This window comes from Acidicapsa borealis (genome assembly GCF_059115245.1).
Genome location: NZ_JCACNY010000001.1, coordinates 214652 through 239337 on the forward strand (window position 1 = coordinate 214652; position 24686 = coordinate 239337).

General features: G+C 57.3%; 23 protein-coding genes. 2 read left to right on the forward strand and 21 right to left on the reverse strand.

Features of this window, described 5'->3' with window-relative positions; genetic code table 11:
- Position 1 precedes the first annotated feature (1 nt).
- Both AC5S27_RS00810 and AC5S27_RS00815 read right to left on the reverse strand, forming a co-directional pair.
- Positions 2-943, reverse strand: coding sequence for an HNH endonuclease (locus tag AC5S27_RS00810; RefSeq protein WP_493932686.1), 942 nt, complete (start codon positions 941-943; stop codon positions 2-4).
- A 62-nt stretch (positions 944-1005) separates the two neighbouring features.
- A complete protein-coding gene (locus AC5S27_RS00815) occupies positions 1006-1968 on the reverse strand; it encodes an LAPAL motif-containing putative phage structural protein (RefSeq protein WP_493932687.1) in 963 nt (320 codons plus the stop codon).
- Between the two features lie 79 nt (positions 1969-2047).
- On the opposite strand from AC5S27_RS00815, the gene AC5S27_RS00820 reads away from it, so the two are divergent.
- The gene (locus AC5S27_RS00820) at positions 2048-3259 is read left to right on the forward strand and encodes a DUF4238 domain-containing protein (RefSeq protein WP_493932688.1); all 1212 of its coding nucleotides are present in this window, start codon (positions 2048-2050) and stop codon (positions 3257-3259) included.
- On the opposite strand, the gene AC5S27_RS00825 is transcribed toward AC5S27_RS00820, so the two are convergent.
- Both AC5S27_RS00825 and AC5S27_RS00830 read right to left on the reverse strand, forming a co-directional pair.
- Positions 3227-4471, reverse strand: coding sequence for an HNH endonuclease (locus AC5S27_RS00825; RefSeq protein ID WP_493932689.1), 1245 nt, complete (start codon positions 4469-4471; stop codon positions 3227-3229). The two genes, AC5S27_RS00820 and AC5S27_RS00825, sit on opposite strands and share 33 nt — an antisense overlap.
- On the reverse strand, positions 4468-5322 hold the full coding sequence (locus AC5S27_RS00830) for a hypothetical protein (protein WP_493932690.1): 855 nt from the start codon (positions 5320-5322) through the stop codon (positions 4468-4470). The genes AC5S27_RS00825 and AC5S27_RS00830 overlap by 4 nt, the downstream gene beginning before the upstream one ends.
- A gap of 540 nt (positions 5323-5862) precedes the next feature.
- Between AC5S27_RS00830 and AC5S27_RS00835 the strand changes: the two genes are divergently transcribed.
- Positions 5863-6780: a CPBP family intramembrane glutamic endopeptidase gene (locus AC5S27_RS00835; RefSeq protein WP_493932691.1), complete on the forward strand. Its 918-nt coding sequence runs from the start codon at positions 5863-5865 to the stop codon at positions 6778-6780.
- A 168-nt stretch (positions 6781-6948) separates the two neighbouring features.
- Here AC5S27_RS00835 and mobF read toward each other — a convergent pair whose 3' ends face one another.
- The 17 genes from mobF to AC5S27_RS00920 form a co-directional block, all read right to left on the reverse strand.
- Positions 6949-10509, reverse strand: coding sequence for a MobF family relaxase (mobF, locus tag AC5S27_RS00840; protein WP_493932692.1), 3561 nt, complete (start codon positions 10507-10509; stop codon positions 6949-6951).
- Between the two features lie 6 nt (positions 10510-10515).
- Positions 10516-12543 (reverse strand): type IV secretion system DNA-binding domain-containing protein, encoded by a 2028-nt coding sequence (locus tag AC5S27_RS00845; RefSeq protein ID WP_493932693.1) that lies wholly within the window; start codon positions 12541-12543, stop codon positions 10516-10518.
- Entirely contained in the window at positions 12540-12932 is a 393-nt protein-coding gene (locus AC5S27_RS00850; RefSeq protein ID WP_013581499.1) for a hypothetical protein, read from the reverse strand. The genes AC5S27_RS00845 and AC5S27_RS00850 overlap by 4 nt, the downstream gene beginning before the upstream one ends.
- 197 nt (positions 12933-13129) lie before the next feature.
- Positions 13130-13456, reverse strand: coding sequence for a hypothetical protein (locus AC5S27_RS00855; RefSeq protein WP_493932694.1), 327 nt, complete (start codon positions 13454-13456; stop codon positions 13130-13132).
- A 24-nt stretch (positions 13457-13480) separates the two neighbouring features.
- A complete protein-coding gene (locus tag AC5S27_RS00860; protein ID WP_493932695.1) occupies positions 13481-14425 on the reverse strand; it encodes a DNA-primase RepB domain-containing protein in 945 nt (314 codons plus the stop codon).
- A gap of 104 nt (positions 14426-14529) precedes the next feature.
- Positions 14530-14904, reverse strand: coding sequence for a single-stranded DNA-binding protein (locus AC5S27_RS00865; protein ID WP_493932696.1), 375 nt, complete (start codon positions 14902-14904; stop codon positions 14530-14532).
- Positions 14905-15436: 532 nt separating this feature from the next.
- Complete coding sequence (locus tag AC5S27_RS00870) at positions 15437-16405, reverse strand: TadA family conjugal transfer-associated ATPase (protein ID WP_493932697.1); 969 nt, start codon at positions 16403-16405, stop codon at positions 15437-15439.
- The gene (locus AC5S27_RS00875; protein WP_493932698.1) at positions 16402-17208 is read right to left on the reverse strand and encodes a VirB8/TrbF family protein; all 807 of its coding nucleotides are present in this window, start codon (positions 17206-17208) and stop codon (positions 16402-16404) included. Before AC5S27_RS00875 ends, AC5S27_RS00870 begins: the two co-directional genes overlap by 4 nt.
- A gap of 168 nt (positions 17209-17376) precedes the next feature.
- Positions 17377-18297, reverse strand: coding sequence for a type IV secretion system protein (locus AC5S27_RS00880; protein WP_493932699.1), 921 nt, complete (start codon positions 18295-18297; stop codon positions 17377-17379).
- 22 nt (positions 18298-18319) lie between these two features.
- Positions 18320-18589 carry a hypothetical protein gene (locus tag AC5S27_RS00885; protein WP_493932700.1) on the reverse strand — a complete coding sequence of 90 codons (270 nt, stop codon included), beginning with the start codon at positions 18587-18589 and terminating at the stop codon, positions 18320-18322.
- 12 nt (positions 18590-18601) lie between these two features.
- Positions 18602-19390, reverse strand: coding sequence for a hypothetical protein (locus AC5S27_RS00890; RefSeq protein WP_493932701.1), 789 nt, complete (start codon positions 19388-19390; stop codon positions 18602-18604).
- 24 nt (positions 19391-19414) lie between these two features.
- Positions 19415-19621, reverse strand: a complete 207-nt coding sequence (locus tag AC5S27_RS00895) for a hypothetical protein (protein WP_493932702.1) — start codon at positions 19619-19621, stop codon at positions 19415-19417.
- Between the two features lie 4 nt (positions 19622-19625).
- Entirely contained in the window at positions 19626-19868 is a 243-nt protein-coding gene (locus tag AC5S27_RS00900; protein ID WP_493932703.1) for a hypothetical protein, read from the reverse strand.
- Positions 19869-19889: 21 nt separating this feature from the next.
- Positions 19890-21209 carry a TraB/TrbI/VirB10 family type IV secretion system protein gene (locus AC5S27_RS00905; protein ID WP_493932704.1) on the reverse strand — a complete coding sequence of 440 codons (1320 nt, stop codon included), beginning with the start codon at positions 21207-21209 and terminating at the stop codon, positions 19890-19892.
- A gap of 2 nt (positions 21210-21211) precedes the next feature.
- Entirely contained in the window at positions 21212-22042 is an 831-nt protein-coding gene (locus tag AC5S27_RS00910) for a TrbG/VirB9 family P-type conjugative transfer protein (RefSeq protein ID WP_493932705.1), read from the reverse strand.
- A 28-nt stretch (positions 22043-22070) separates the two neighbouring features.
- Complete coding sequence (locus AC5S27_RS00915; protein ID WP_493932706.1) at positions 22071-24440, reverse strand: VirB4 family type IV secretion system protein; 2370 nt, start codon at positions 24438-24440, stop codon at positions 22071-22073.
- Positions 24421-24684, reverse strand: coding sequence for a VirB3 family type IV secretion system protein (locus tag AC5S27_RS00920; protein ID WP_058188582.1), 264 nt, complete (start codon positions 24682-24684; stop codon positions 24421-24423). The genes AC5S27_RS00915 and AC5S27_RS00920 overlap by 20 nt, the downstream gene beginning before the upstream one ends.
- Positions 24685-24686: the final 2 nt, after the last annotated feature.

Here is a 24686-nt window from a genome sequence, read left to right on the forward strand (position 1 = left end):
GTCAACGAAAGACTGTATAGGCGTGGTAATCCAGATTGTCAGCGTGAGGTCGATAGAGCGCGTGCGCGGGCTCCCGGATCGATTGCCCGTGAAGCCTGTAATACTCCTTACCGTTCTGGAATTCTTCGCGAATGCGGGGGCTTACCAGAATCTTGCGATCTACCGGGTCGATGGTGATGTACCCATCGTCGAAAAGCCTGTGCAGGTCGCTGCGCATCAGAATGCCGTTCGAGACCTCATGTCGCTGCAGAACTGAATACGGCTTGATATGGGCCGCGTCGAGAACTGGAAGTGTACGTTCACCCGTGAGCGCGCAGCGCCTTTCATATGCATCGGTCACTACGATACGGAAAGAACCTTGACCCAGCCGCGGTAGAACGATCTGCGGTTTGCCGAAGCCATGCGACTCAATGGCCGCGACTGTTGCAGTCTCGTCCTGAAGCTGCGCGGCAGGCTGAAGCCGCAGCCTCTGTTCGACTTCGGCCCAGAGTTCTCGTCCCGTGTCTGCTTCCGCGTCGTACCCCTTCCCCTGCACCGTGTTCAGTTTGAAGTCGGGCGGAGATGGCATCCAATGCTCCTGGGGCCAGAAGAATGGCTCGGCCAGCATGATGCAACCGATCGTCGGGTTCTCGGTGGGCTGCATGGGCTCGCGGCGGTAGTAAGCGATCCGCTGTCGCATCTCCGTCAGGGAGGACACGCCATTGCTCAAACCGAACGCGTCCCACGCCATGTTCACCGGTAGTTGCTGGAATTTCGTAAAGAAACCGCCGCCGACAATGAAGTTGTCGGGCGAATGAAGTTTGAAGAGCAGAAGCTCGCCCGGATCGAGGGCTTTGAATGTGGCCGTGGGCGACGGACGCCAGAAGTTAACCTCATCGACGTTCCCACGTGAGGCGTGAAGCTGGTACCAGTCTTTGTCCGTGACGCCGACAAATATACGCATTGAGCTCTTTGGATGACAGTTTACATTTATTCTCAGAAAGTGCCTGGAGGCCAGTGGTTTCTCTATTGCTCAGTGTCATCCTTCCAAAGCAGCGGCTGAGGTTGGCTCGCGTGCTCCACCTCAATCACCTTGGGAATGGTCCGTTCCAAGTTGAGCCGCCCTCTAGAATCTCTGTGAAAAGTGGTCCGGAGTTCGACCCTCATCTTGTCTCCATACCCGAAGCGCTCTCCCTTCGCAACACGTTCCCAGAGCGCCGCATCTTGAATGCGGGCATCGAATGCGCTGCCCTCGTCTGAGAAGTGCCAGGATAAATGAGGCACCAGAGCTGCTTTTTCGATGTCCAAAACTTTCTCCTCGACCTCCTGGATTGCGCTTTCCTCGGCTTCGTCCGCAGATTTGAGATCTGACTGCCGCACCGTCTCTACGACGACCTCTCGCCGGCGGGTCTGAAATTCAACGATGCCATCCGCTCGAAGCGGCCGCAAGGCGGCCCGGAGTGCGGCCTGAACCTCGGCGTCGTTGTAGATCTTGATGAAAAGTAGCCGCTCTATATTGTCTAGACGCGCGAGAATGCGAGCGAGATCATCCTCGTCCGTGATCGGTCGGCCTTTCTTTTGCTTGAACATTTTGTACAGATTGAAAGCACCGGAAACTGCTCCCCATCCCAGAATCGTCAACAAGCTCGAGAGGGCTTGCCCATGCCGGGAGAGCAGCGCGTTCTCAACCTTTGCAACCGCGTCAGTCAGGATATGAAGTGGAATGACGACTGAGCCGGTCTGGAACTGGCTATCAAGCTCGATGCGGTAGTCGAGCTCGCTGCCAAACATCAGGTAGCTGACTCTGCTGGTGAGTCTCCCGAGTCCGCGAAGGCCGTCTGAAAGGACGAAAAGGTCTATCCGGCCGTTTTCAACAGCCGGCCCGACATAATGGACCGATATCTCCGGGACGTTCTCAGCTGGAGGCATGTAATAAGTTGCAAATCTGGATTCGATGAAGTCTATCAGGCGTTTGCTAAGGTTCCGCAATACCGAACGCGGCTCCCACATCTAATTTCAGAAGCGGCGGCGGCGGCCCATATACTTCTCTCGTTCACAGAGCCCGAAAATGAACCCATCTCAGTCCCACAACCACCATTACGTGCCGCAGTGGTATCAGAAACGCTTCCTGCCGACCCGGCATGACAAACTCTTCTACCTGGACCTGAAGCCGCAAAAAGTTGAAAACGGCGAGCACTCCTACTTTCGGCGGAATCCTCAACGCGCTGACGTGGTCAACTGCTTCTGCCAGGACGATCTGTACGCCATGAGATTTGGCAAGGAAACCACGGACATACTGGAGACCAGACTCTTTGGAATAGTGGACAAGAAAGGCGCCCCAGCTGCTGCTTTCTTCAGTGAGTATCGTGACTATGTTGACGCGACGATCGAGATGTTCAAGGATCTCGTGTTCTACATGGGCGCGCAGCGATTCAGAACGCCGCGCGGGCTCGACCTCATCAAAAAGCAATATGGGCTGGGTGACCACACTCAGGCGCTGATGATTATGAATCGTCTCTTTCAGGCTTACGGAACTATGTGGTCAGAGGGGATCTGGGAGATTGTCCATGCCAGGCAATCAACGATTAAGTTCATCATCAGCGATGAGCCGGTGACGTTTTTCAACCGGCGGGTGGTCCCTGGCGGTCCTCCCTATCCATTTGGAGCTGATTTGCCTCAAGCGGGGACCCGAACTATTTTCCCTCTGAGTCCAGAGTCGTGCCTCATCATTAGTCACCTTCAACTCGCCCGTAACGCGTGGACCAACCCGGCTGCGAATAGAGAAAACGCGCGGACTTTCGACAGAACGATAGCGAATCTGACCCAGATCCAGTTTGGGCGCGAGCTCGACGAGAGCGAAGTTTTAAAAATAAACCTGATCCTCAAAAAGAGCGCTAAGAAGTTCATCGCTTCCGGTGAAGAGGAGCTTCTTTATCCAGAGAGGCATGTCGATATCCATTGGACAAAGCTAGATGACGACTGGTTCCTTTTCCCGAATCTCTGCAAGGTCAAGTTTTCAGCGGGGACCTTCATGGGTTTCAAAAATGGAAAGGTGTTCGGTATGGACGAGTACGGCAGAAGGCCAGGTCATCCTCGTTATGAGAATGAAGAGATGAGGCAATTCGATTTTCAGCGGGCCGAGGAAAGTAAGAAGGAATGGGTCAGGCGGCGCTTTCAGAAGCCTGTAAGCCATCTCGTGAACCAGATGCGCGAAGACACGATGGGCGATCTGAGGATGGAACGCTACTTAAGAGAACTGGAGCTTATTCCTGCCGAATAAGGAGTTACGCCCTATTCCTCTCGGGCGTCTTTGGGAATGGCTTTCCGTAGTCAAATCCTGCAGGGCGATCCTCTGCAACTCAAACTGTGCATTATTTTGACTGATGATGAACGGCGTAATCTCAGCCATAATTAAACGAACCAACTCTGGAACATGTTCTGGGCCGATTCCTTCATGGGGTTGTAGCCCCAACTTCGGAACTGCAGCCCTGACTGCCTGCTCCATCACATTCTCTCGGTCCCGCTGCATTTTCTTGGGATGAGCAATCGCCATCAACTGATTGATCGCAGCCGTCATAATTTCCGCCCGATATCGTTCGCCCCGGCAAATTGCGAAGACTTCTCCAGGGGGTAGCTCCAAATTAGGTGAGATCGATAGTTCTTCTCCGGTTGTTGGGTCAACGGTATAGGAATTCGAAATCTCCTTTCCGCCATACTCGGAGGATAGAAGGACCAGCATGCGATAAGATCCGAAAAATTCAACGTACCCAATTAATTGACGAGTAGCAGGATTGCCTTTTATGGCGACGCAGTGGAAGAGACGACCTTTCGGGCGGTCTGGGATGAGATCACCGTCGTAGTAGAACCACCAGCATGCAGAGTCAGTCGGGTCTTTCAAATAATTGCGGGCTGTTTCACATCGTTCAGCAGGAACTCCAGAGTGAACGGCTAACACAAAAGCCGATTTAACGATTGAACGGGCGGAGGCATCCCCGTGAATGTAGACGGCTCCACCGATCGGCTCGGATAGGTAGGTCTTTTCCACCTTCAGCCTCTCCATAGCTGCTTCAATGTCGAACTTGGGATATTTTCTCTTGAAGCCCTTGAAGAGCTTCTGCGCTTCTGCGAGGCTCGATACCTGGCCAGTCAGTCTTACTCCACCGTCGGCCGCAGTCTCGATCGGTGCGCTGCGGGGCAGGGTGATGTGGCCGTCGTCATGGATACGGACTGCCTTGCCGGATTTCGTTCGTGCGTCTATGGCTGGAGTCGTGCCTCTGTCTCGCTTCACCTTGACGGTCATCGTTATTAAGCTGAGTTGGTTGGCGAGTACTGCATCCCACTCTTTGCCCGTCCGATCATTGCAATCCTTGCAAAGGACCCACTGAACCTTCTTTTGACCTCCAATGCTGTTGGGGATCAGGTGCTCGCGTGAACTGATGACGAGATCACCGTCGAACTCGCGGTCGCAGAGGGCGCATGATCTGGGTTTCACTTCGGTGACTCCAGCCGCTGCATGCAAGCGAGGTATCGCTCTACTGTCGTTTCAAGGTGGTGATAAAAACTGCGTTTAGATCCATCTTCATCGAGCACACTCTTCAGGGATTGCAACTCAGAGCGAAGGACATCCGGATTCTTGTGGGCCAGGGAGACAATTTCCTCAGCCGATGTGTGCTCACCAAATTTGAATATGGTCTTCGTAGGAAGTCCTGCATCCGAGAAGTTTTGTTCATTAATCAAACGGCATGCGCCAAGCAGTTCGATATCGAGCAGCGGATCAGGATTCCCTGGATGGAGTCCGACCTTGAACCTGAAATACTCGGCGGTTCTATCTGAAATCAACTTAAGATGACCGTAAGATCGCCTGACAGTTTCCGAGTCGGTGAACTGATCAAAATTGGGATTGTCTACAGCATCCCAGAGTATCTGCGAGAAAAGCGCGATCGCCTGGTCTGTTCTGGAGTCGAGGAACAAGGTCTCTTCGGCGACAACTCTCCCAAATGTCTCGTAGTCGCTTATGCCTATGGAACCCCATTCATCGTCGATGCCTCGTATCTTTCCTTCGATGGCTCTAATCGCCTCATGCATCGCTGAGAGGACCGCCTTGAAGCTGTCTTTCTGGTGCTCGTATACGATGGAAAGCTTTTGCAGTTGGTCTTGGAACCCGTGTTTCGTCGCCTCAAGCTGTTTGTTGAGCCGATGCTCCATCCTTTTCTGCAAGACCCAGTTGATCGTGGTCCATATGGCAGCGCCTACAGCAAGAATCTGTGCGATCCAATCGATTTTGGTTGAGATCAGCATACGGAAAGCCCAGTATACGGGGGTATTTTGGCCGTCGCCTTTCATTTTCCCTTCGACCACACTGCCGCGATTCGCACTTTCTGATTTCTTGCTTATTCCGGGTCCATCATGAATGCCCTATAGACGAGGTCGTGCGGATAGAGCTCACGCACCCTCTCAGCACCCTCATCGAATCGAGGCTTCCCCACCCCCGCCACGGACCTCTGCAGAGCATAGGCAGAGGTCAAGTTCCACGTGGGCTGCGGGGAGCGAGGGTGCTGAAATTCAGAGTTCGTGTTTTTCTCAGTGTTTTTGAGTGCTCAAGGGTGCTGTAGTTAGCCATCAACGCCCATGAAATCATTTAGATACAATCAGTTAGCGTAACTGTCACGGCAGACGTCGGTGCAATCTCCTAACGCTGCCGTGCCTATTTGAATGTGTGATAAATCGTCGAGTCACTCGTTGAGGCAGATGGGGCTGGAAACGTGCATTGGCCTGTTGTCGACAGTGGACGACTCTTGACCGGGTTGCATCCGATGAGCCGCCTACTTCCTGTCGCTACCGGGAGATCACTTCTTTTCGAGCCTAGGGGACCGGATGGAACAAATGATGGTGCAGCTGCGTACGACAAGTGTGCGCGATTCAAACAAGCAACTACTTTTCTTCTTCGCTTTCCTCTGTCTCTTCAGTGCGGCCGCATATGCCCTTGTGATTCACAGCCATCACCTAGACGCGCCACTCAGCAGATTTACGATGTGGTGCCCCGGGTTCGCTGCGCTTTGTACCTGTTTTTTGCTACGGATCCCGGTAGCAAGCCTGGGGTGGAGCTGGCCCGCACCTCGGTTCCTCAAGCTCGCGTATGTCCTCCCGCTGATCTATGCCGCGCCCGTGTACCTCATCACCTGGCTGGCTATCCATGGCACATTCTCTCTGCAAGGCTTCGAGGCCGCCATGTCCGGCATGTATGGCTTGGCACAATGGCCCGTCTTTGGAACCTTTGCCGTGGCTTTGCCGCTCTTGTTTACCGTCAATGTGATCGCCACATGTGTCTGGGCGCTAGGAGAGGAACTTGGCTGGCGTGGGTTTCTCTTTCCCCGCCTGCACCAACGCTTCGGCTTTCACGGTGCATGTCTCATCTCAGGAGTGGTCTGGGCGATGTGGCACTTTCCCGGGCTCCTCTGGGCTGACTACAACGTCGGCACGAACCCCGTCTTCGCCATGACCTGCTTCACTGTGGGCGTGGTCGCAATGGCCTATATCATGGGCTACCTGAGGCTATGTTCGGGCAGCATCTGGCCTTGTGTTCTTGTTCACGCCAGCCACAATACGTTCATCCAGGGTATCTACGATCAATTGACGGCTGCGGTCGGCGTGTCCAAATACATCACTTCGGAGTTCGGCGCCGGCCTGGCACTCTCGATCGCGATCGCCGCGATAGTCGTCACCAGAGGCCGTCACCAGGCACATGCTGGGGAAACATCTGAAACTGAATCTGCGGCAACTGTTCTGGTCCAACGCTCTTAATACGCTCTTAGCGTCAGCGATGCCTGCATTCGCGCCAAATCGCCAATGCGCTCATTGAGGAGGTTGGGATCAGGAAGTCCTGTTACTCTTCGAATGCAACCAGGACCGCAGAATGTCCCTAAGCGTGCATCTGGTGGAAGGGCCCCTCTTTGGAAAGAAATCCTTAGACTAGAAGCCGATTCCGAAATCATTCTGCTGCTTGGTGGGCTGGGCGAATTCTGTTACTGCGATTTCCTTGGAAGAAGCGAATTCTTGCGGCGGCGGGCTGGTGTATAGAGCGAGATCCGCTTTGGCGGACGCTGCCTGGAACGCCTGTTGGGTGAGTCCATCTCCGGTTGCGATCACACGTTCTGCGCGAACGTTCTTCAAAGAATCGACGACGTAACCGTAGTCGATGTGCTGTGCCTTCTCAGGAGGAACTTCGGCGATCTTGCCGGAATCCATCTTCACGGTCATGGCGTGGTCCTCGCCGATGCGGGTGACAGTCCCGAGGTCACCGGAGCGCACGCCCATCTCCTTGTCGTAGGTGGCGAAGCGGACGCGCTCACCCTGAGAGATTGCGCGGGTCTCTTCCTGGAAGACACGGCTCTCGCGCGTTTGGATTCGGAGCTGCGCGGGATTGTAGGAGACTTCCTCCCGGGTCGCATCGAAACGAACGGAGAGCAGATTTCCGCGCGAGGTTGTGGAGACAACTGTGGCCTGGCTGTCGTGTGGGATGCCACTAAGACTGGGGCTGCCGGTCTTGTACTGGATTTTGTCACCGGGTTGGTAGCTCTCGGCAAGCATCTTGCTTCCGGTCTCTTTTTCTATCAGAACTGAAATAGCCTGGGCGTCGCGGCCAAGTTTGCTTTGGGCGTAGAGGTCGGCGCGAACGAGCTTGGTCAGCTCCTCGCGCTCCGCGCGATCGGGCGCAACGATGACGGAATGCTGTGGGCGGCTGGCGTACTCGCGAGCGACAGCGGCAAGTCGCGAGTCCGGGTTGTTGTACTCGTGGATTTGGACAGGTTTTGGAGCCTTGGTACTTTGAGCCGCTTCGGAATCTTCCGTCCTGGCAGTGAATTCGAGAGCGGCGGTCTTGGTCACATCGGTAGCGAGCCGATGGCCCAACGTTGCAGCGTCGTTCGTATAAATCCTCGCGTCTTCGGAGGCACGGGAGATTGCGACGTAGGCAAGCCGGTTGTTGATGAGGCTGCGGCTGGACTCGGTATCGATATTGGCGATCACGCGATCTGCGGTGAGTCCCTGAGAGCTGTGGGACGTGACAGCGTAGCCGTGGTCAAACTGCCGAAACTCAGCGGGATTGAAGCTGACAGAACGCTGTTCCTTCCCGTCCATGAGTACGGTGAGTCGGTCCGGCTCCATCTTAGTAATAGTTCCCATGTCGCGGTTCGAAATCCCCAGATCCTTATGAATAGCCGAGAACTGGAGTCGATCTCCGGTGGCGAACTCGCGGCTGGTCTCGCGGTAGACATTCACGCCATAGACCCGCTTGGGGTCGTACTCGACACTGGAGCCATGGGAGAACTCGACGGTCAAACGATTCGTAGCCGCATCGCTCGATCGCACCACACCGAAGCTGCCGCGCTCGATTCCCTCGGCTTTGCTGCCGCGTTCGTACTGGACAACATCTCCGGGGCGGTACATCGCTGCCCAGGTGCGGTCTGGGCCGGTCATATCGGAACGATGGGACAGCGTGAGGAACCGCCGCCCATCCTCGGCCAGCGTGCCGGCTTTCAGCAGCTCACCCCGCACGGCCTCATTGATCTGCTGGCGGCTGCGGTTGTCCGGGGAAACGATAAGTGTGTTCTCCGGTTTGGCGGCGTAATCCCGCGCGATAGCGGCGACGCGCTCCGACGCATTGGCAAGCTCGGTGACACGGCCCTGCTGGGTGAGCAGAGCGATCCCCATCTCTGTCTCGTTGGTGGCAAGGTGCTGCACAGCACGCAGCAACTCCGGGTCTTTCTGCCGCATGATCGTGTCGAGCTTGGAAGTCTGCATCCCCGCCTCTTGCATTTGCTGGAAGGGTCGTCCTGCATCGACGCCCTGATGCTGGCGAGTGTCACCGATGACCAGAACACGATCCTGCGGGTGTATCTTTTCGAGAAAGGCACGCATCTGTTTGGTGCTGGCGAGACTGGATTCGTCCAGCATGTAGAGATGTCTGCTGGCAGGATCGGCGCCCTTCTGCCGGGCAAGGAAGCTCTGAAGAGTGTTGGCCTCGATCCCAGCTTCGCGTAGCTGGCCTGCGGCTTTCGAGGTCGGGGCGAAGCCTTCGACCTTATAGCCGCCCTGCTCCGCACCCTCGCGGATAGCGGCCAGCGTGCTCGTCTTCCCGGTTCCGGCTAGCCCCTGGAAACCGTGTATCCGGTCGGTGCTGGTCAGCACCTCGCGGATAGCAGTTTGCTGCGCCTCATTCAGGAAATCGCGAGACGTGGCCTGCCGCTCTGCTGCAGCTGTGGACAGCATGGGAGCCGATGCGCCCTGTCCGTTAAGGACATGCTGCACGTTTGCTCTCTCGTCGGCAATCGTCTCAGGTGTTGTGAAGCTGCGGCCGGAACTATACTTCTGTCCCTGGACGGAGCGTAATTCGCCCTCCTCTCGTCGGCGCTGGAACTCGGTCTGCACCTCCGAAAAGCTGACCTCACCCATGCCCCTGCGTAGTGCTTCCCGCATGATGACACGTTCATCGGCTACGGCCTCTCGTTCGAAAACCTTCTCCTTCGCGAAGGCTACCGCCCCACGAAAATCCGGCTGCACACTGGGTTCCTGTGCCTGTCTCAAGGCACGTTCGCGCGCGGCGGCGATCACCCGTTCCGGCTGGTCACCGAAGTCTTTGGCCATCTCCTTGTGCGCCGCCAACACTTCGGACGCCGTGAGGGTTTGCTTCCGGTCACGGGTGGCGTGGGCGGCGATCTGTGCCGCCTCTGGTCCCTGGAAACCGGCACGTTCCATCTGTTCTTTGATCTGCCGAGAACGGGGGCTGGAGGCGTCAAGGTATGCCTGTGTGAAGCCCAGAATTTCGGGTGCGCCGCTCTGTCCCGGCTCGATCTCATAACCCAGCTTGCGTAGCTGATGCGTCAGCACCGATTGGTACACGGCGGTCGCATAGTTCTGCGACTCGAAGAATGTTCGTTCCTGGATGGCACGGGTAGAGCCATCTTCGCGTTCCGTAACATTGAAGATGATGGCGTGGGTATGGAGCTGCGGCGCGGCATAGCCGTTCACAGGCCGCGCGGTGTCATGTTCGAACTTTGCAGCGACGAACTTCCCGGTCACCTCGGCGGGGTTGTTGCCGCCGATCCGCGCATGCGTGTACTTCTCTAACTCCTCCAGTGCGGTCGTCACGGCGGCTCGGTGTGCCTCTGTCACGCGCTCGTCACCGCCAACGAGGGCAGTGAGTGAAACGGACTTGGGAGCGGAAAAAGTGGCATCCCATCCGGCCCGGTGCTCGACAGGTTTAGTAACGCTGCCGTCTGCATTGGTGTACTCCTTTCCTTCCCGGTGCCGCACCATCTGCGCCTCGGTCTGTGGGTGCATGCCCTCGGTCAGACGGGAGAACTCCAGTGGCGCGACCTCACCGGATAGGCCAAGGGCGGCGGCAAGTTTGCCCTGCCACTGTCCTCTTACCGTTTCGTCCTGCTTGTAATAGCTCTGCGCATCGCTGGTGTATTCCAGCTTGTGATACGTCTGTGCCTGGGCGGAGCTGATGGCTTTCGAAATAGTGAGCATGGCAGCCTACAGGTTGTGCGAGATGGAGGAAGTTTGGGCCTGCGCCGAAGGAACCACGGCCTTGGGAAGTTCCAGCTTTGGAACCATTGCCTCGGCTTCTTTGATCGGAGCGCCTTTGGTTGGGGCAACATCCTCGGGGTCGCTGGCTGGCTCCGCGGCTGGCGGCGGCACCGGCGCGAGTGGGTTGAACCACATCTTGTGTGGAGGGATCACGCGCGGAACCAAAGCCTCTGCGATCTTGGGAAGGCTCATGGGTGGAAACGAAAAGCGCGAGACGTAGTTGTTGATCTTCACAAAGGTGTGGAGGTCGGGTAGACCTTCGACCTCGGACTTCATCACCAGCGGCTCGATCTGCCGGTCGAGGGTGAAGCTCTTGCCCTGGCGCTTGCCGTCCGCAACCGTCTCCCGGACACGCTCGATCTCGACCTCGCCGATCATCTCCGCTGCCCACTTTGCCGCGTTCGGCTCGGCGGTACGGAGGATGAATTTGGTAGTCGGCTGCGAAAGCATCACCTCGGCAAGATGGCCGTAGATGGTTTCAAGCTGAGCCTTACCCTGGTAGCCAAAGACGATCGGATTGTCACTCTTGCGGCCCTTGGTCAGCGCCGTATGGAACTGCGGAAGACGCTGGAGGCTGGCCAGCTCGTCGATCACCAGCCATACTTTTTTCTGCCCCGGCTTCGGCCTGGTCAGGAGACGCAACACCAGCAAGTCGATCCAAAGCGAGTGCAGAGGGCGCAACGCTTCCTGTTCGGCTTCCGTGGACGTCAGGAAGATCCAGCCCTCGCGCTTGTCGGCCCATTCCGTCGCACACCACTCGCGACCCTGGGCTTCTTCGCGGGTAGGCAGAAGACGCAAGCTGTCGGCCACAAGCCCAAGCGAACCAAGCACGCCGCTCCGCTGCTGCGGCGCATCCTTGGGTGCGAAGTTCGCAAGCTCCGTGCCCTCCAGGCGTCGGTCAATCTCATCCTCGTCCGACATCCACGCAACCAATTCTTCGGGCGAAGGCTTGTACTTCAGGAGATGGGCGAAGATCTTTTGGGGAGTATCTGTGAAGAACTCACCCCGCTTGTCCTCTCGCGGCTGGTACATGGAAGCCGCGATAGTCCGCGCCTCGGCTGGGTTCCGCAGCTCGCTGGAAGGTGTCCAATAAGGCGACCGCGCGTCAAGCGGATTCAGAATCAGGTCCTTGCGGCTCTGCTTGTAAAAGCTCTCCGTGAACTCGCCTGCCGGGTCATAGACGATGGCAATTTCACCCCGGTCGGCGACCTGCTGGAGGAGCTGTTTTATCAGTGTGGACTTGCCCGTGCCGGTGTCACCCATGATCTGAATGTGCTTCGCTTCCGCGCTCTTGGGGATGCGAAGCTGTATCGGCTTGCGGAGATACCACGGCTTTTTAGAAGTCTCGATGGCCAAGCCATCGGCCTTCAGCGCCTTGTTGAACTCGGACGGTGAAACCATAAGCGGCCCCTTCAGGTGGCGTCCGTACTTTAACTCGCGGAACCGTTTCACGTCGGCGCGTCCGGCGAACACGAGAGCGACCACCAGTACAAGAAGCCCTTCTCCTAACGAGGTTGCGTAGATATCGAGCAACCCTTGCCCGTCAAAATACACGCTGCGAAACCACCGACTCAGCGCGGCGTCGTTGTAGTCCTTCTCCGGCCCTCTATAGAAGACCGTGTAACCCTGATGCCTTGTCACCTCGGACAAATCGACGGGAACAACAGAACCGTTGGGCAGCCTGGTTTCCCCGGGAACGAAGTCGGCTGGTAGCGCCAGACGGGGCGCGGCTTTGCCGCCCCCAACGTAGAGCAGACGATACTTGCCATGCTGCTTGAACGTCGCACCAACGAGCGACTGAATGTACGTCGGGGTATACGTCCGGCGCAACGGCGTCTCCGTGAAGCGGAGAAACTGCCACACGAAAAACAGCGTTGCGAAAACACCCAACGCCAACGCGCTGAAGGTATAGACGGGAGCGTGCGGCGGCCAAACAATGGTCTCTTTGCGACCCCACTGCTGATTGCTATTCATTGTGCTACCTCCGTTCTGGCGTACTGTTGCATGACTTCAACTGCGGCCTTGTGCTTGCTGGAACGAATGCCTTGCAACTCGGTCTGGAACGCCTGCGGTGTCATCACCTCGCCGCAAGCCACATTCCGCAAAGTTGAGTTGAGGAGCTGACGGATAGCCACGATCTCAGTAAAGATCGGCGTGATGGTCTCGCCTCTGGCCGCTGCTAGAAGCACCTCACGGCACCACTCGCTGAGGCTCTGACCTCTTTGCATGGCCGCCGCTTCCATCTCGTTCTGCTCGTCGCGCGTGACCTTGGCTGTGGCACTGATCGTCCGACCGGTCCTGCCTTTGGACCGGCGAATCCGCGTCTCTAAATTGATATGGGAACCTTGGGTTTCCGTTTCCATGTCGTCTGCCCCGAAGTTGCTTATAGGAGCCTTGCGGTCTCCTATAAGCAACCAGATTTATGTAACTTGCTTGTTTGCAACGAGGTCGCCTATAGGCTCCCTGTTGCGCGGTTTACGAAACCCTGGAAGGGATGGAGTGTCAATCTTCTTCCGGTGCGCAGCACCGTAGTGGCTCTGCAACTGCACTAGCAGCGGGATCAAGCCTTCGATCCCGCCACGGATGCTGCTGGTTGTACTGGCGATGATGCTGCGGATACCGGCTTCTTCACGGGTGGCTCCGCAGCATCGGCAGCTGGCGCTCTACGGATGCGAAGCGTCGAAGAAGCCTGCTTCGCTTGTGGCGTCTTCAAGAAGTCCTGGAAGTCGCGATCCTTCGAGAAGACATAGGCAAGCGCCTGTTCCACGACATCGTCGGCGGATGCTTTGATGAAAGAGGCGTACTGATCGACCTGCGTAGCGGTTGAGTCAGTAAGCCGAATAGACGCACTGACCTGACGGGTTTGGATAACTTCGAGTAGTGGCATTGCTGTTCTCCTTTGGGTGGTAATTCAGGCGACCTTGTTGCGTGCGATCATGCGCTGTGCCGTGGCCGCAATCTCCCGCGCACGAGCGGAGCAAAGTGCTGCGGGAAGCTCAGACTGTCTGCGGCTCTCAAGCATCGCGATTACGTCGGCGATGCTTGTGCCTTCTCGCAACCAGAGACGGGCAGAAGCCATGTCTACAGTCCGCTGGGCGTAGTACGTGGGGTTGGGCTTATCAGAGCGGTGCGAAGCCAGCTCCAGCGTGAGCGTCACGGCATCTTTGCCGTGAGCAAGCTCACGCGAAACCCAGGCCCAATCATGCTCGGAGTTGGTCTGCATATCCCGGCGAATCGGCTGCTGCGGGATAGGTGGGATCATGCAGGCTTCGCGCAGGACATACAGATGAAAATCATCGGGCTGGTAGGTCGCATCGGAGAGGTACTCGACGGTGACGAGCTGCGCTGGATCGTACTTGCAATTCTTGAATCCGGGGATGCGAAGAACCCGGTTGCAGTCCGTACAGGAGATGTCACCGTGGAAGGCCATCGCGAGGAGCTTGAGCGTCATCTCCTGCGTGTAGAAGTCGAAGTCCTCCACGCGCCACAACACCTGGTATTTGCCTGCCGATGTGGAGACGATCACATTCGGCTCCGGCACAAGCTCGGAAGCCCGAAGTTCAGCGAGCCGGGCCTCTCCGTTCACGTCAATGTCGATATAGAGGTGGCGAATAGAAGCGATGCAATCCTTGGTGCGCTTCCGGCTTCCGGATAGCAGCGGATTGGCAGCCACATAGATGTTTGCTCCATTGTGGTTTTCATGAGCGAGCCAGCCCCGGTAACGGGGCGCGAGCGCGCGTTCCAAAGGAATGATGCGTTGCTGTGTCTTTGCTGTGCTCTCGTTGCGAAGCAAGAGAGCGATCGTGTCACCCGGAGTGAAGCAACGGGTAAGAAAGTCCTGGGCTGTTCTATTCATCTCGATACCTCCGATCCGACCTGCACTGCGTGCCCGATGAGGCGGGCCTTTAGCAGCCGAAGAAGCCCGGCTGGATGCCGGACTCTTCGGGGAGGAGGAAGGGCCTATGCGGCCTCTTCCTCGGTGGATTCTTCTTCGTCTTCCGCCGCTGCCTTCTGAGCCCGATCCAGCTTGAGAATCGAGTTCACCCGGATCTCCCAGATGGTCTGCTCCGAGTTCGTCTTCTTGCTGTCATACTTCCGGCTGCGCAGCTCGCCCTCGACCTGAATATGAGCGCCTTTCTTGAGCGTGGCGGCGAACTCTCCGAGCTTGCCGAAGACCACGCAACGGTGCCATTCGGTGTGCTCGATGTACTTGCCGTCCTTCTTGTAGGAGGACTTGGTTGCCAGCGAGAGAGTGGTGAGGCTGCGGTCGTTGTTGGTGCGAACTTCTGCATCAGCGCCGGTGAATCCGATGAGGGTGACTTTGTTTGAGTACATGGTGGTGATCTCCGTTTCGTTGAATTTCCCGTATCCTGCTCGGGTCACACAGGCGAAGCCAAGCGAGTGGGCCCGGCTCCCAAGTGCCAAGGAGTGCTTTCTTGGCGGGGCCCGAAAGAAGTTTGCGCGGTGTTCTTTGCCGCGGCTCTCAAACTTCTTTTGGGAGGAACCGAGACCCCGCAGGGGCGACGCAGTCGAAGCAGAACGACGCCGAGCCGCAGGGCGCCGGATTGGCCCCGAAGCGTGACCCCGAGCAGAGGACGGGATACGAGGCGGAAGGCTCCCCGATGCACCGAAGTCAAACTCTCGATCTCGGCGGTGGATGTTCGCCCGAACGGCAGCCCATCTCATCGCTACAAAGGCTGCATCGAAGGGCGGCGTAGACCACCCTCCGTTGCGCTCTCGGCGATGCCGGAATGCCACGCTGGGCGCTTTTCGAGACGAGTTGGGCTGTGCAGCCGATTTGGCAGCATGACGGTACATCGGAGTGACCTCGATTCTGAGTTCGGTTCTCTAGCTGTATACCTGATGCTCAGGCGGCGGAAGCACGATAGATGTCCTCCGTCTGGAAGCTCTGGTCCGCATGGGTGTATCCGGACACTGTAATCAGCTCGCGCACCCGGCGACGGCCCGTGGCGTCGCGCTCGCAGTACAGAACAAAATCGATGGCCTCTGCTGTTTCGGAGCGAATGAATGCGTGATTGAGATTGGCACGCGCACTCAGGGCCAAATCAGAGAGACGATTCAAGGCGTCCCATGCGGACTTCGCATGGATGGTGGAGAGCGTTCCACCATGCCCAGTGTTCATCGCTTGCAGCAGGTCGTAGCCGCACTCATCGCGGATCTCACCCATGATGATGCGATCGGGACGATGACGCAGAGCGGCGGCGAGAAGCTGGCTCGGCGTGATGGCAACCTGGCCCGGAATCGCTTCAACAGCCTCCCAGCGGACAGCGTTGGCGTGATTCACCTTCAACTCTGCGGGCTGCTCGATGACTACCAGACGTTCATGCTGGGGAACGTGGTCAAGTAGTGCCTTCATTAAGGTCGTCTTCCCCGAACTGGTGCCGCCGCTGATGATGCCGTTCTTTCGTTCATTGATGAAGCCGATTACTTTGTCGCGAACCGGCTCCGGCAAGCTGCCAGCGGCGATCAGCTCATCGGAGGTGTACCAGCGGTTGAATTTGCGAATGGTAAGGGTAGGCCCATTGAGGGAGGATGGAGCACCCACAACCGCGACACGAGAGCCGTCCGGTAAGCGTGTATTCAGTATCGGATTCTGCGTCGTGAGGTCCTGTCCAAGGATGCGAGCGACGCGCTCAATCGCTGCCTGAAGACGGTCGTTCGTGTACGGCGTTGCCAACGGGATGTGCTCAATGACACCATTCCGATCCGCGTAGACGCCGGTGGTGCCGTTAATCATCAAGTCCGAGATCGACGGGTCAAGCAACAGCGCCCGTAGCTCTTCAGGAAAGAACGGAAGGATCAGGTGGTAGCTCATCGCGACGCTCCTGTAGCTGGCGTTGCTCGCAGTGCCGGCAACGCTGCATTGGTTCCGGGAGCGATAGGATCGACGGAGAGCCGGTTTTCGTGGAACTCCGTGATGGTCAATCCGAGCGGGTTGATCGTCTCGAACTGCGGGAAGATGCGGGCCTGGTCGCTCACCTGTTTGGGGTTCAGATAATAGGTAATACTGAGCATCCAATGCTCCGTGCGGGGCTCACGGGAGTTCTGCGCAGAGTAGAACCTGTCGATGGCTACGAGGGCCGTTCCGCGGGCGATGCGGGTACCCTGGACGGTCTCGTCTGACATCGAAGTGATGGTGACGTTCTTTACCTGCACATCGCTCGTCTCGATCTGCCCTGCCACCACCTGTGAGACAAGATGATTCGCATTGTCAGCCGTCATCAATTGCGAGGCCAGCGTCTGCGATAGGAAGTAATAGTTGAGCGGGTACTTCTTCGCGATGGTGTCCCGGCCAATGGTGTAGCGATAGTTGGCCCAATCTGTAAGGTATGTCCGTACTTCACCCTCGCGCGGGCTGTAATTAAGGTCGGTGTATTGGATTGCCTGGGCGCGGCCCATCTCGTCGATCCGGATGTACCGGTTCGCAATCGGACGGTGTGCCAATGAGAAGTTTAGCCACATGGAACCAAGCAGCAATACCGTGCCGCAACCGATGACAAGACGATAGGCTTTCCGCTCGGCATAATGGGAGGCATAGACCTCATTTCCGATGTGGTCGGTGAGCAGCGCTTGCTCCGGCGTCAGCGTGCTTTCAATGGGTGCGGTGTGCGTGGACATGACGGTTCTCGCTCCTTTCACGGACTGCGTTCAAAACGACATAGGTATAGATCAAGCCGGCAACGATCACTCCGACTAGGAAGATCATTACGAATGGCACAAACCAACGAGGACGGCGCACCCGTACTCGACTGAGTAGAAGATATCCCCAAAGATCGCCCATAAAACTTACGCTCCGCCTCCCTTCGCAAAGAGTAATGCCGTTCCACCAATAGTCTTGCCCGCCGCCGATGTGAGCCCAGCAGCACCTCCGAAGATGGCCTGGGTCATGCTCGGAATGAACAGCATATTAATGATGAAAGCGACGAAGACCATTAAGCAAGGGATCAGATTGGCGATCCACATATCCATCGAATAATTGCCATTGAAGGTCTGCTGGAGAAAGCCGTTCATGAACCCAGCCCATACAAAGATGAAGGCGGCAGCAACAGCACGAATCATCGCAAAGCTGATGAGGACATCGAGAAACTGAAAGAACTTGGCACGGAAGGTCTGCGTCATCAGCAGTGGAACGAAGATCGGTCCGAACAGAGCTGTGACGCCATACAGGATGAAAGCACTGCAATTGATGACGAACAAGATCGCGGATGCCAGTCCTAGCATGAGCTGCACGAGCACGTAGCAGAGGATCTGAATGGGCGCGGTAAAGGACGGTGTGGGCGTGTTGTCCCCAGCTGTCTTGAGCAACTGAAGAAACTGGTCGAGCGAGTGTTGATCAAACGCCGCTACCATCGCCTGCGAGATATACGAGAAGAAGTGATTGATGCCGAAGCTGGCACCGGGGAACGGGTTCACCCAGTAGTTCTCCAACAGGCAGCAGATAATGAGTCGCAGTAGGAAGTTCGTCAGATCGCCGGCCCGAACAGGATGGGTGTGGAAACGCAGCGTCATCCCCGACGTATTCCAGTTGATGACCGTGCTGATGAGCGTGAAGAGCGAGATGCAGCTCAATTCCGTCAATCCAAGCTGCGTCAGCGCCCCACCATTCTGCGTCGTGAGATTGGTCAGATTGTTGGTGAATTGGTAGAGCCAATCGACACCGGAACTCGCGGACGGTAGGGCTTGGGCTAGAACAACTGTGGCAACCATAACGGCACTCTCCTGATGGGGTCTAAGGGATGTATGTCTTCCAGGTCTTGCCTTCATTGGCTGCGGCGGAGGTGTGCCGCTTCTTGTCCTGCTCTACCTGTTTACGGAATGCCTCATCCCGCTTCCTCTGCTCGTCCGCGTCGTGCTGTTGCTGCTGAAGGAATGCTGCTGCCTTGGCTGCGGCCTCGGCGGCTTTATGCGCTTCATGGCTTTGATAAATCGCGGCGCTGCCGATGGCGACCAGCGCCGCAAGGATCGCAAGAAGGATCTTCGTGTTGATGAGTTTCAGCATCGTGTCTCCGTTTTAGGGAAGGTAGGTCTGCCAGGTGCTACTCTCATTCGCCGCGCTTACGTCATTCGTAGCCCGCTGCTGTTGTACGAAGGCGGCGGTATTGAGGTCTTCAACAGCGGCATTCCGACGCTCCATATTGGCTACCGTCATCTGCGAAGCAAGGCAGGCGTGAAGCGTGCCCTGGGATTGCATCTCCGCCAATCGCTGTGCTTCGGCTGCATTGAGGAGATTGAGCTGCTGCACTTCGCTGTTGGTGCCATCGCCGCCGTCGAACTGCTGCGAGAGGAGCGAGTTGTTCGCTGAGGTGTTCTGGGTTCTCGCCGCACGGTACTGGCCCACAGCGGTAAGGCAGTCGGGAGAGACGGAGTCGGCCGTCTCGATCATCGCCAGTTGCGACGTGCGCGAGCTACCGAGGGACTGACCGGCGAGGTAAGTAGGCGCACCACCGTTCATCGTGACCGTAGCTGCTTTCCATGCCGTGCTCGACGCACTTGGCGAGTTGGTGTTGAGCGCGATGCTCATTCCCGCCGTCTCACCGAACATATTGGCCACGTTGACGTTTTCAAGAGCATGAAGCGTCGTCTGCCACTGCTGCTTGGCCGAAAAATGTGTGATGTTGTTCTTCAGCATGTTGTATTGCGACTGAAGAGTGGTGAGTTGCGAGACGAGGCTGGCGTAGCTGGTCGGGTCGAAGACAATATCCCCGATGCCAAAGAGAGCAAAGCTCGGCGTTGCCGTGAGCAACATTGCCGCGCCTGCACCAATGAGCCACTTGCGGCGGTTAGTCAGCGTGATTTTCATAAAGCCTCCTGCGGTTGGGTTGAACTACATGCATTGCGGGCAGGTCGGATCGAGCCTGTCCAGGGGAAAGCCGTGGAAGTGAGTCGCGTTGGCAACCGCGTCCGTTGCCGTGAGATAAATCCATGCGAGCGCGTTCCGCCCGGTGTTCGTCCCAACGAGGAGCAGAGCGAGCACAATAGCGGCGATCATTCCAGAGAACTGATAAAAGCGATGGGCGGGAATCGTCTGCATTGCCTTACTCCTCCTCTGCAAGCTGGCGAGCAACCTGCGGAATGATCGCGACCCACTCTGGTCCCGTCCGCTCGATCGCTTCGGCGATGGTGTATCCGTGTTCCGCAAGCCAATCGGCACGATTGAGGACAAGGGCAACCGCGGCTTTCTCGCCGGTGGACTGCACGGCCCAGGCATCGTGACCGCCGCGCTCGGCATCCTGCGCTTTGCGGAACAAATGGTCGTATCTTGGATTGCTCGCATTCATGAGGCTGCCTCGCAAGGACGCTTACATGGTCGGATCGACGCGATGCTCTGCGTAGGACGGGATGAGGATGTCGCGCCCGACGTAAACGCGGGCGCGGGAGCCCTCCTTGAGCGTGATGATCGGAAGCCGGTTCAGGAAGTGGTTTAACACCTGCTCACCCTCTGCGGCGGACTGCTCCGAGATTCCGTTGCGAATCTCGGTCGAAGGTGTGAAGACACTGCCGTTGTTGCCGATCTGCGCGAGTCCACCGAGGCCGCCGATGGCGGCGGCTGCGCCGAACGCCATGAGGTAGCCGTGGTCTACCTTGGTCGCAAGGCCGGTAGTCCCCAGAGGATCGAGGCCGATGTATTTGTCGAAGTCGAGCGAAAATCCATCGGGGCATACGGCACGATGGAAGGTGACAAACATCTTTCGCTGCTGGGCATTGCCGACACTTTGTACCGTGCCAATCAGGCGAGTACCCTGCGGCATGAGAAGCTGCTGATGGTCATGCGAGTAGTAGTCGGTCGTCAGCATGACAAGAATCGGCCCACTGAAGCCGCCGTCGATATGATTGGTGACGACGCCCTCAAAGACCGTGCCCTCGAAGATGCGATAGAGGCGACCCTGGTAGCTATCGAAGTCGTATCCAGCCATTGCGTTGGCTTTGGCATCTGGTTTCGGCGGCTGAGTAGAGGCAGCTTGCTCAACTTTGGCTCTGTCGGTCGAAGTTGTCCCGAGGGTCGTTTCCGATGCTGTCGGGTGTGCCTCGTCGCGCTCCCCCATGACAGCAGTTGTGGCCTGCAAGGGGACGGCGGAGCCGGAGGCTGCGCCCGTATGGGCAAAGTCGATGGCGACGGTGTCGCTATTGATGGCGTCCTGCGCCTGCTTTTCCTTCGCAAGCTGCTTTTGCTTGGCTTCTGCTTGGGCTTGCGAGATATTCGAGGTGTGTTGCGGTGCGTTGGGGCTATTGCCATACATCTCATCGCGCTGCGCCGCTGTCATGGGTTGGGTTCCGGCTGCCTCTGGGCCAGGGATACTCTGTTCGGCCTGTAGCTGCTGCATCGCAGCGGCCAACTCCTGCTGATGCTGGCGTTCCTCGGCATCACGGCGGGCCTGCATCTGCTGCTGGCTCTCAAAACTATTGACTTGCTGAGCGTTCGGAGCTGCGGGGCGCATCGGTAGAGCACTCGCGGGGGCCGACTTCTTGTTCCCACTCAGCAGGCTTGATACGTTGGCGATTCCGATCACGGCGACGATTGCAACCAGGGCAATGACTACCGGCATACCCTTCTTGAGGGGCGGCTTCGCCTCCGGCTGCTCGGGGACAGTTGCAGGGACATTCTGAATTGGCTCGGTCATGGTTAGTTCGCCCCTCCCGCGCGGTGAAACTCGACCTTCTGTTTGCCGATGGCGAGATAGCCGTTGTCCAACTGCTTGGGCACGGTGTAAAGGCCATTGCTGAAGTCAAAGTTGATGAGCGAGCCCTTCTTGTCCTTGACTTCATACAAAGCAGGCGTTTCCTGGAACTGTCCACGCAGGTAGGTGAACTTGTCATCGCGCCAGATCTGCTGAAGGCCAAGAGCCTTACCCTTCGATTGATCCCATGCGTAGTCGAAGTGGAGGTTGCCGGGATATTGGCTGCGGTACTGCTCGGCTTTCGTCTCTTCGGCTATCAGCTCCGCTGCCTGGGCAGCTTTTGCGGTTGCCGCCTCCTGCTTGGCCTTATCCAGTTCGGCTGCGGGGACGAAGACAGGAAGCTGCGTCAGCCGGTCTTTTGCCGCCTGGTCGCCGGGAGCGATGAAGACCTTGGAATCGAAGTGGGCATCCGGCTCACTGGAGATTTCATGAAGCTGCAAGGTGTACTCGTTTCCGTGGTCGGAGACGATGTGAGTGTCCGTCGATCCGTTCGCCACCTTGGGCTTGACGCTGATGAACCGGCTGGCGACATGGCCGCCGTCAAAGACCCAATCGACAGTGTCACCGGCAAAGACATTGGCGACCTTCTCCTCTGCGGGAAGGACGATCAGTGTCGATTGCAGCAAGCCGGCACGGATCACAGGAGGCGTGTCCGTCTCGGACACGGTGACGGTGCGCGGCGCATTCGGTTGGAGAGGATGGGGATCGGCGGCATGGCACTGGGCAGAGGCCAGCGCGAGTCCGGCGGAGACGACGATGGGGATGTGTAGTTTCATGGCACTGGCCTTTCTTCTGTTGGGTTGGTTACACGGTCTCTCCCTGGGCAAAGCGATCGATGCCCTCGGTGAGTCCATACTTTTCAATCAGCTTCGACCGCCTCACTCGGTCCTTCGGCTTGGTGGAGAACGTGGCGTAGCTGCGCTTGTCGAGGTTTAACGTGACGACTTTGGTGATGCCGTCGCGTCGCATGTACAGCGCTTCGCGGTCCTGCAAACTCTCGAATAGCGCGATCTGCTGCTCGTTCATCTTGAACAGCTCTGCATAACGCTTCCGATTGAAGGTCGCGTCCTTCAGGAACAGGAACGATGTGCAGGAGTTCACGATGCTGTCGGCGTTGGCACCAAGGTCGTCGGCGGACTGGCCGATCATGGTCACGCCGCCAAGGTTCTTGCGAACGGTCTTGATGGAAGCGAGAGCGCCGTCAAGCAATTGCTTGTTCTTCATCGAAGAGAAGATCTCTTCGATGAGGATGTGCTTGGGGACGCCTAGATTGGCGGGGTTGTAGAGAACGTCATTGATGCGCCGGAGAAGCCATACCATCAGCGGCTCGATCAGGTCGGCGTACTGCTCGTTGTTCACGCCCTGGAAGTCGAAGCATTGCAGGCGCGAGAGCGAGAGGCTGTCTTCGACGTTGTCGAAGACAGCGTTGTAGATGCCTTTCCCAACCCACTTCGACAGATAGCGGTCGAGTTTCTTCGGCAGAAACAGATTGGACAGGCGGCGGTTCTCAGGATCGAGCAGGTACATATCCTGCACCGCCTTGTGGATCACGTCATCGTCTTCCGGCTCCAGCTCTGCGCCGCCATTGGTGAGGAGGAGTTTGATAAACGAGTAGAGGAACTTGATGTTGCTTTCGGTCGGCTCCAGAGCAAAGGGATTCACTCGTGGGCCATCTTTGCCCACACGATCAACCTTGCCGCCATACAGCTCCACAACGCTTTCGTAGCTGCCGCCGATGTCGAAGATGTAGGTAAAACCTCCGTATTTCTGCTCCAGGGCGACGGTGGCGTTACCCACCACGCTTTTGCCCGACCCCGTGGGACCGATGATGAGCATGACCCTCACGCCGTCCACATACACATCCTGAAAGAATGGCGTCCGGGTACGGGTCTCGAAGATGTTCAGGTACTCGTTGTCGAGGTCTTCCGAATGCGGATGACCGATGTGCGGAGCGAACACAGAGGAGAGCCGCGCGTGATGGTCTTCTGCGAGCCATAACGGAAAGACATTGAACTTGTGATTGCCGGGGAACATCGCGTAGAAGGCTGAGAGATTGCCCAACGTCTCTTCCATCACCTGCGCTCGGGCATCGACGAAGATGCGATGCACGGCGGGGACGGTGTTACGCAACTGCTCCTGGGTGCGCGCTGCCAGCAGCAGCCGCAGCGAGTATTCGCCCTGGGCCTTCTTATCGAGCGACCGGATAACTTCGCTCAGGTCATCGACATTGTTGTTAGCGGCCTTCGCGCCCGCGCCGGTTTCAAGCGAAGCGGTGTCGCGCCCGCTCATCACGCGCGTCAGTACGCCGACTTTGAAAAACGAGATGAACTTCTCTTGCGCGTCGATCTCGCTACGGGCAGATGAGGTGGATTTCACCCTCCATGTCGAGCACAGAACACTATCGCAATCGAGCCTCAGCAGACCGGAGAAGAGGCACGGCCTCGAAGCCTCCGGTGTGGTCTTCAGCGAAAACATCTGTACATGGCGCTTGCCGACCTGGAGGTAGTCGCTATGCCACGCAATCGGAGTCTTAACGATCTGCCGGTCCACGCCAGTATCGCTGCGCAGTTGGTCACGCTCTGCCCATTCTTCAAGATTGAACAGATAGCTGAAGAACTGAAAGGTTTGAGCTTTATCAAGAAGCCGCAATCCAATGGCGCTGCCAAGATGGCTCTGAAGAATGGTTGCGGTCTTCTCAAGGTCCGCTAGCATCCGCGATGTATCGGCAGCGTTCTCTTGCGGTTTGCGCTCGAAGGCTTTCACCTTCGACGGCTCCAGCGTGAGGCACCAATGTAGGTCGATGCGCCGGAAGCCCGCCGTTTTCTCCAGAAACGTAATGCGGTCGGTGGCGAATACCTCGGTGGCCGGATTCGCGTACTTCGCCTGACGCGGAAGGTCGAAACCAGACATCACGCGCGTGTACTGGTAAAGGCACGACCCCTCGGGCAAGCCGCGCAACGAGCCTTCGATGGATCTCATTCGCGATTCAAGCTCCTGGTCGGTCAAGCCCTCTTCGTCGATGCCGGTAAGAGCGAACAGGCATCCGTAGCCGCCGCCCTTGAGGGCGAAGATATCTGGCCCGACAAAGCGCGCGATCGGAACGATGCTGCACGCGGCTCCTGCCTTGGCGAACCACGGAGTATGTTTGAGCTGCTCAGTGTTTACGCGGGTCATAGTAGCTCTTCTGGTTGAGGCTCAGGCCCCATAGCTGGAACATCTTTGGGTGTTTGCGGACGATCAACCACGCGCCGACCGCAAGCGTCGGGAAGGCCAACATCGCCAACAAGCGAAAACCAACGAGGAAAACCGTTACGCAGACGAATACGATCGCCATCCATGCTGTAAGATCGAGACCAAGCTTGGCTCTCGGTCGATTCAGCGCTTGATTGATTGGTAACGGCTCTCCCCGCTTGGTCATGG

Excerpts from the sequence above, each read along its gene's own strand:
- AC5S27_RS00810 (WP_493932686.1), bottom strand. The coding sequence starts at position 943 with ATGCGTATATTTGTCGGCGTCACGGACAAAGACTGGTACCAGCTTCAC.
- AC5S27_RS00820 (WP_493932688.1), top strand. The coding sequence starts at position 2,048 with ATGAACCCATCTCAGTCCCACAACCACCATTACGTGCCGCAGTGGTAT.
- AC5S27_RS00830 (WP_493932690.1), bottom strand. The coding sequence starts at position 5,322 with ATGAAAGGCGACGGCCAAAATACCCCCGTATACTGGGCTTTCCGTATG.
- AC5S27_RS00835 (WP_493932691.1), top strand. The coding sequence starts at position 5,863 with ATGATGGTGCAGCTGCGTACGACAAGTGTGCGCGATTCAAACAAGCAA.
- mobF (WP_493932692.1), bottom strand. The coding sequence starts at position 10,509 with ATGCTCACTATTTCGAAAGCCATCAGCTCCGCCCAGGCACAGACGTAT.
- AC5S27_RS00845 (WP_493932693.1), bottom strand. The coding sequence starts at position 12,543 with ATGAATAGCAATCAGCAGTGGGGTCGCAAAGAGACCATTGTTTGGCCG.
- AC5S27_RS00850 (WP_013581499.1), bottom strand. The coding sequence starts at position 12,932 with ATGGAAACGGAAACCCAAGGTTCCCATATCAATTTAGAGACGCGGATT.
- AC5S27_RS00855 (WP_493932694.1), bottom strand. The coding sequence starts at position 13,456 with ATGCCACTACTCGAAGTTATCCAAACCCGTCAGGTCAGTGCGTCTATT.
- AC5S27_RS00860 (WP_493932695.1), bottom strand. The coding sequence starts at position 14,425 with ATGAATAGAACAGCCCAGGACTTTCTTACCCGTTGCTTCACTCCGGGT.
- AC5S27_RS00865 (WP_493932696.1), bottom strand. The coding sequence starts at position 14,904 with ATGTACTCAAACAAAGTCACCCTCATCGGATTCACCGGCGCTGATGCA.
- AC5S27_RS00870 (WP_493932697.1), bottom strand. The coding sequence starts at position 16,405 with ATGAGCTACCACCTGATCCTTCCGTTCTTTCCTGAAGAGCTACGGGCG.
- AC5S27_RS00875 (WP_493932698.1), bottom strand. The coding sequence starts at position 17,208 with ATGTCCACGCACACCGCACCCATTGAAAGCACGCTGACGCCGGAGCAA.
- AC5S27_RS00880 (WP_493932699.1), bottom strand. The coding sequence starts at position 18,297 with ATGGTTGCCACAGTTGTTCTAGCCCAAGCCCTACCGTCCGCGAGTTCC.
- AC5S27_RS00885 (WP_493932700.1), bottom strand. The coding sequence starts at position 18,589 with ATGCTGAAACTCATCAACACGAAGATCCTTCTTGCGATCCTTGCGGCG.
- AC5S27_RS00890 (WP_493932701.1), bottom strand. The coding sequence starts at position 19,390 with ATGAAAATCACGCTGACTAACCGCCGCAAGTGGCTCATTGGTGCAGGC.
- AC5S27_RS00895 (WP_493932702.1), bottom strand. The coding sequence starts at position 19,621 with ATGCAGACGATTCCCGCCCATCGCTTTTATCAGTTCTCTGGAATGATC.
- AC5S27_RS00900 (WP_493932703.1), bottom strand. The coding sequence starts at position 19,868 with ATGAATGCGAGCAATCCAAGATACGACCATTTGTTCCGCAAAGCGCAG.
- AC5S27_RS00905 (WP_493932704.1), bottom strand. The coding sequence starts at position 21,209 with ATGACCGAGCCAATTCAGAATGTCCCTGCAACTGTCCCCGAGCAGCCG.
- AC5S27_RS00910 (WP_493932705.1), bottom strand. The coding sequence starts at position 22,042 with ATGAAACTACACATCCCCATCGTCGTCTCCGCCGGACTCGCGCTGGCC.
- AC5S27_RS00915 (WP_493932706.1), bottom strand. The coding sequence starts at position 24,440 with ATGACCCGCGTAAACACTGAGCAGCTCAAACATACTCCGTGGTTCGCC.
- AC5S27_RS00920 (WP_058188582.1), bottom strand. The coding sequence starts at position 24,684 with ATGACCAAGCGGGGAGAGCCGTTACCAATCAATCAAGCGCTGAATCGA.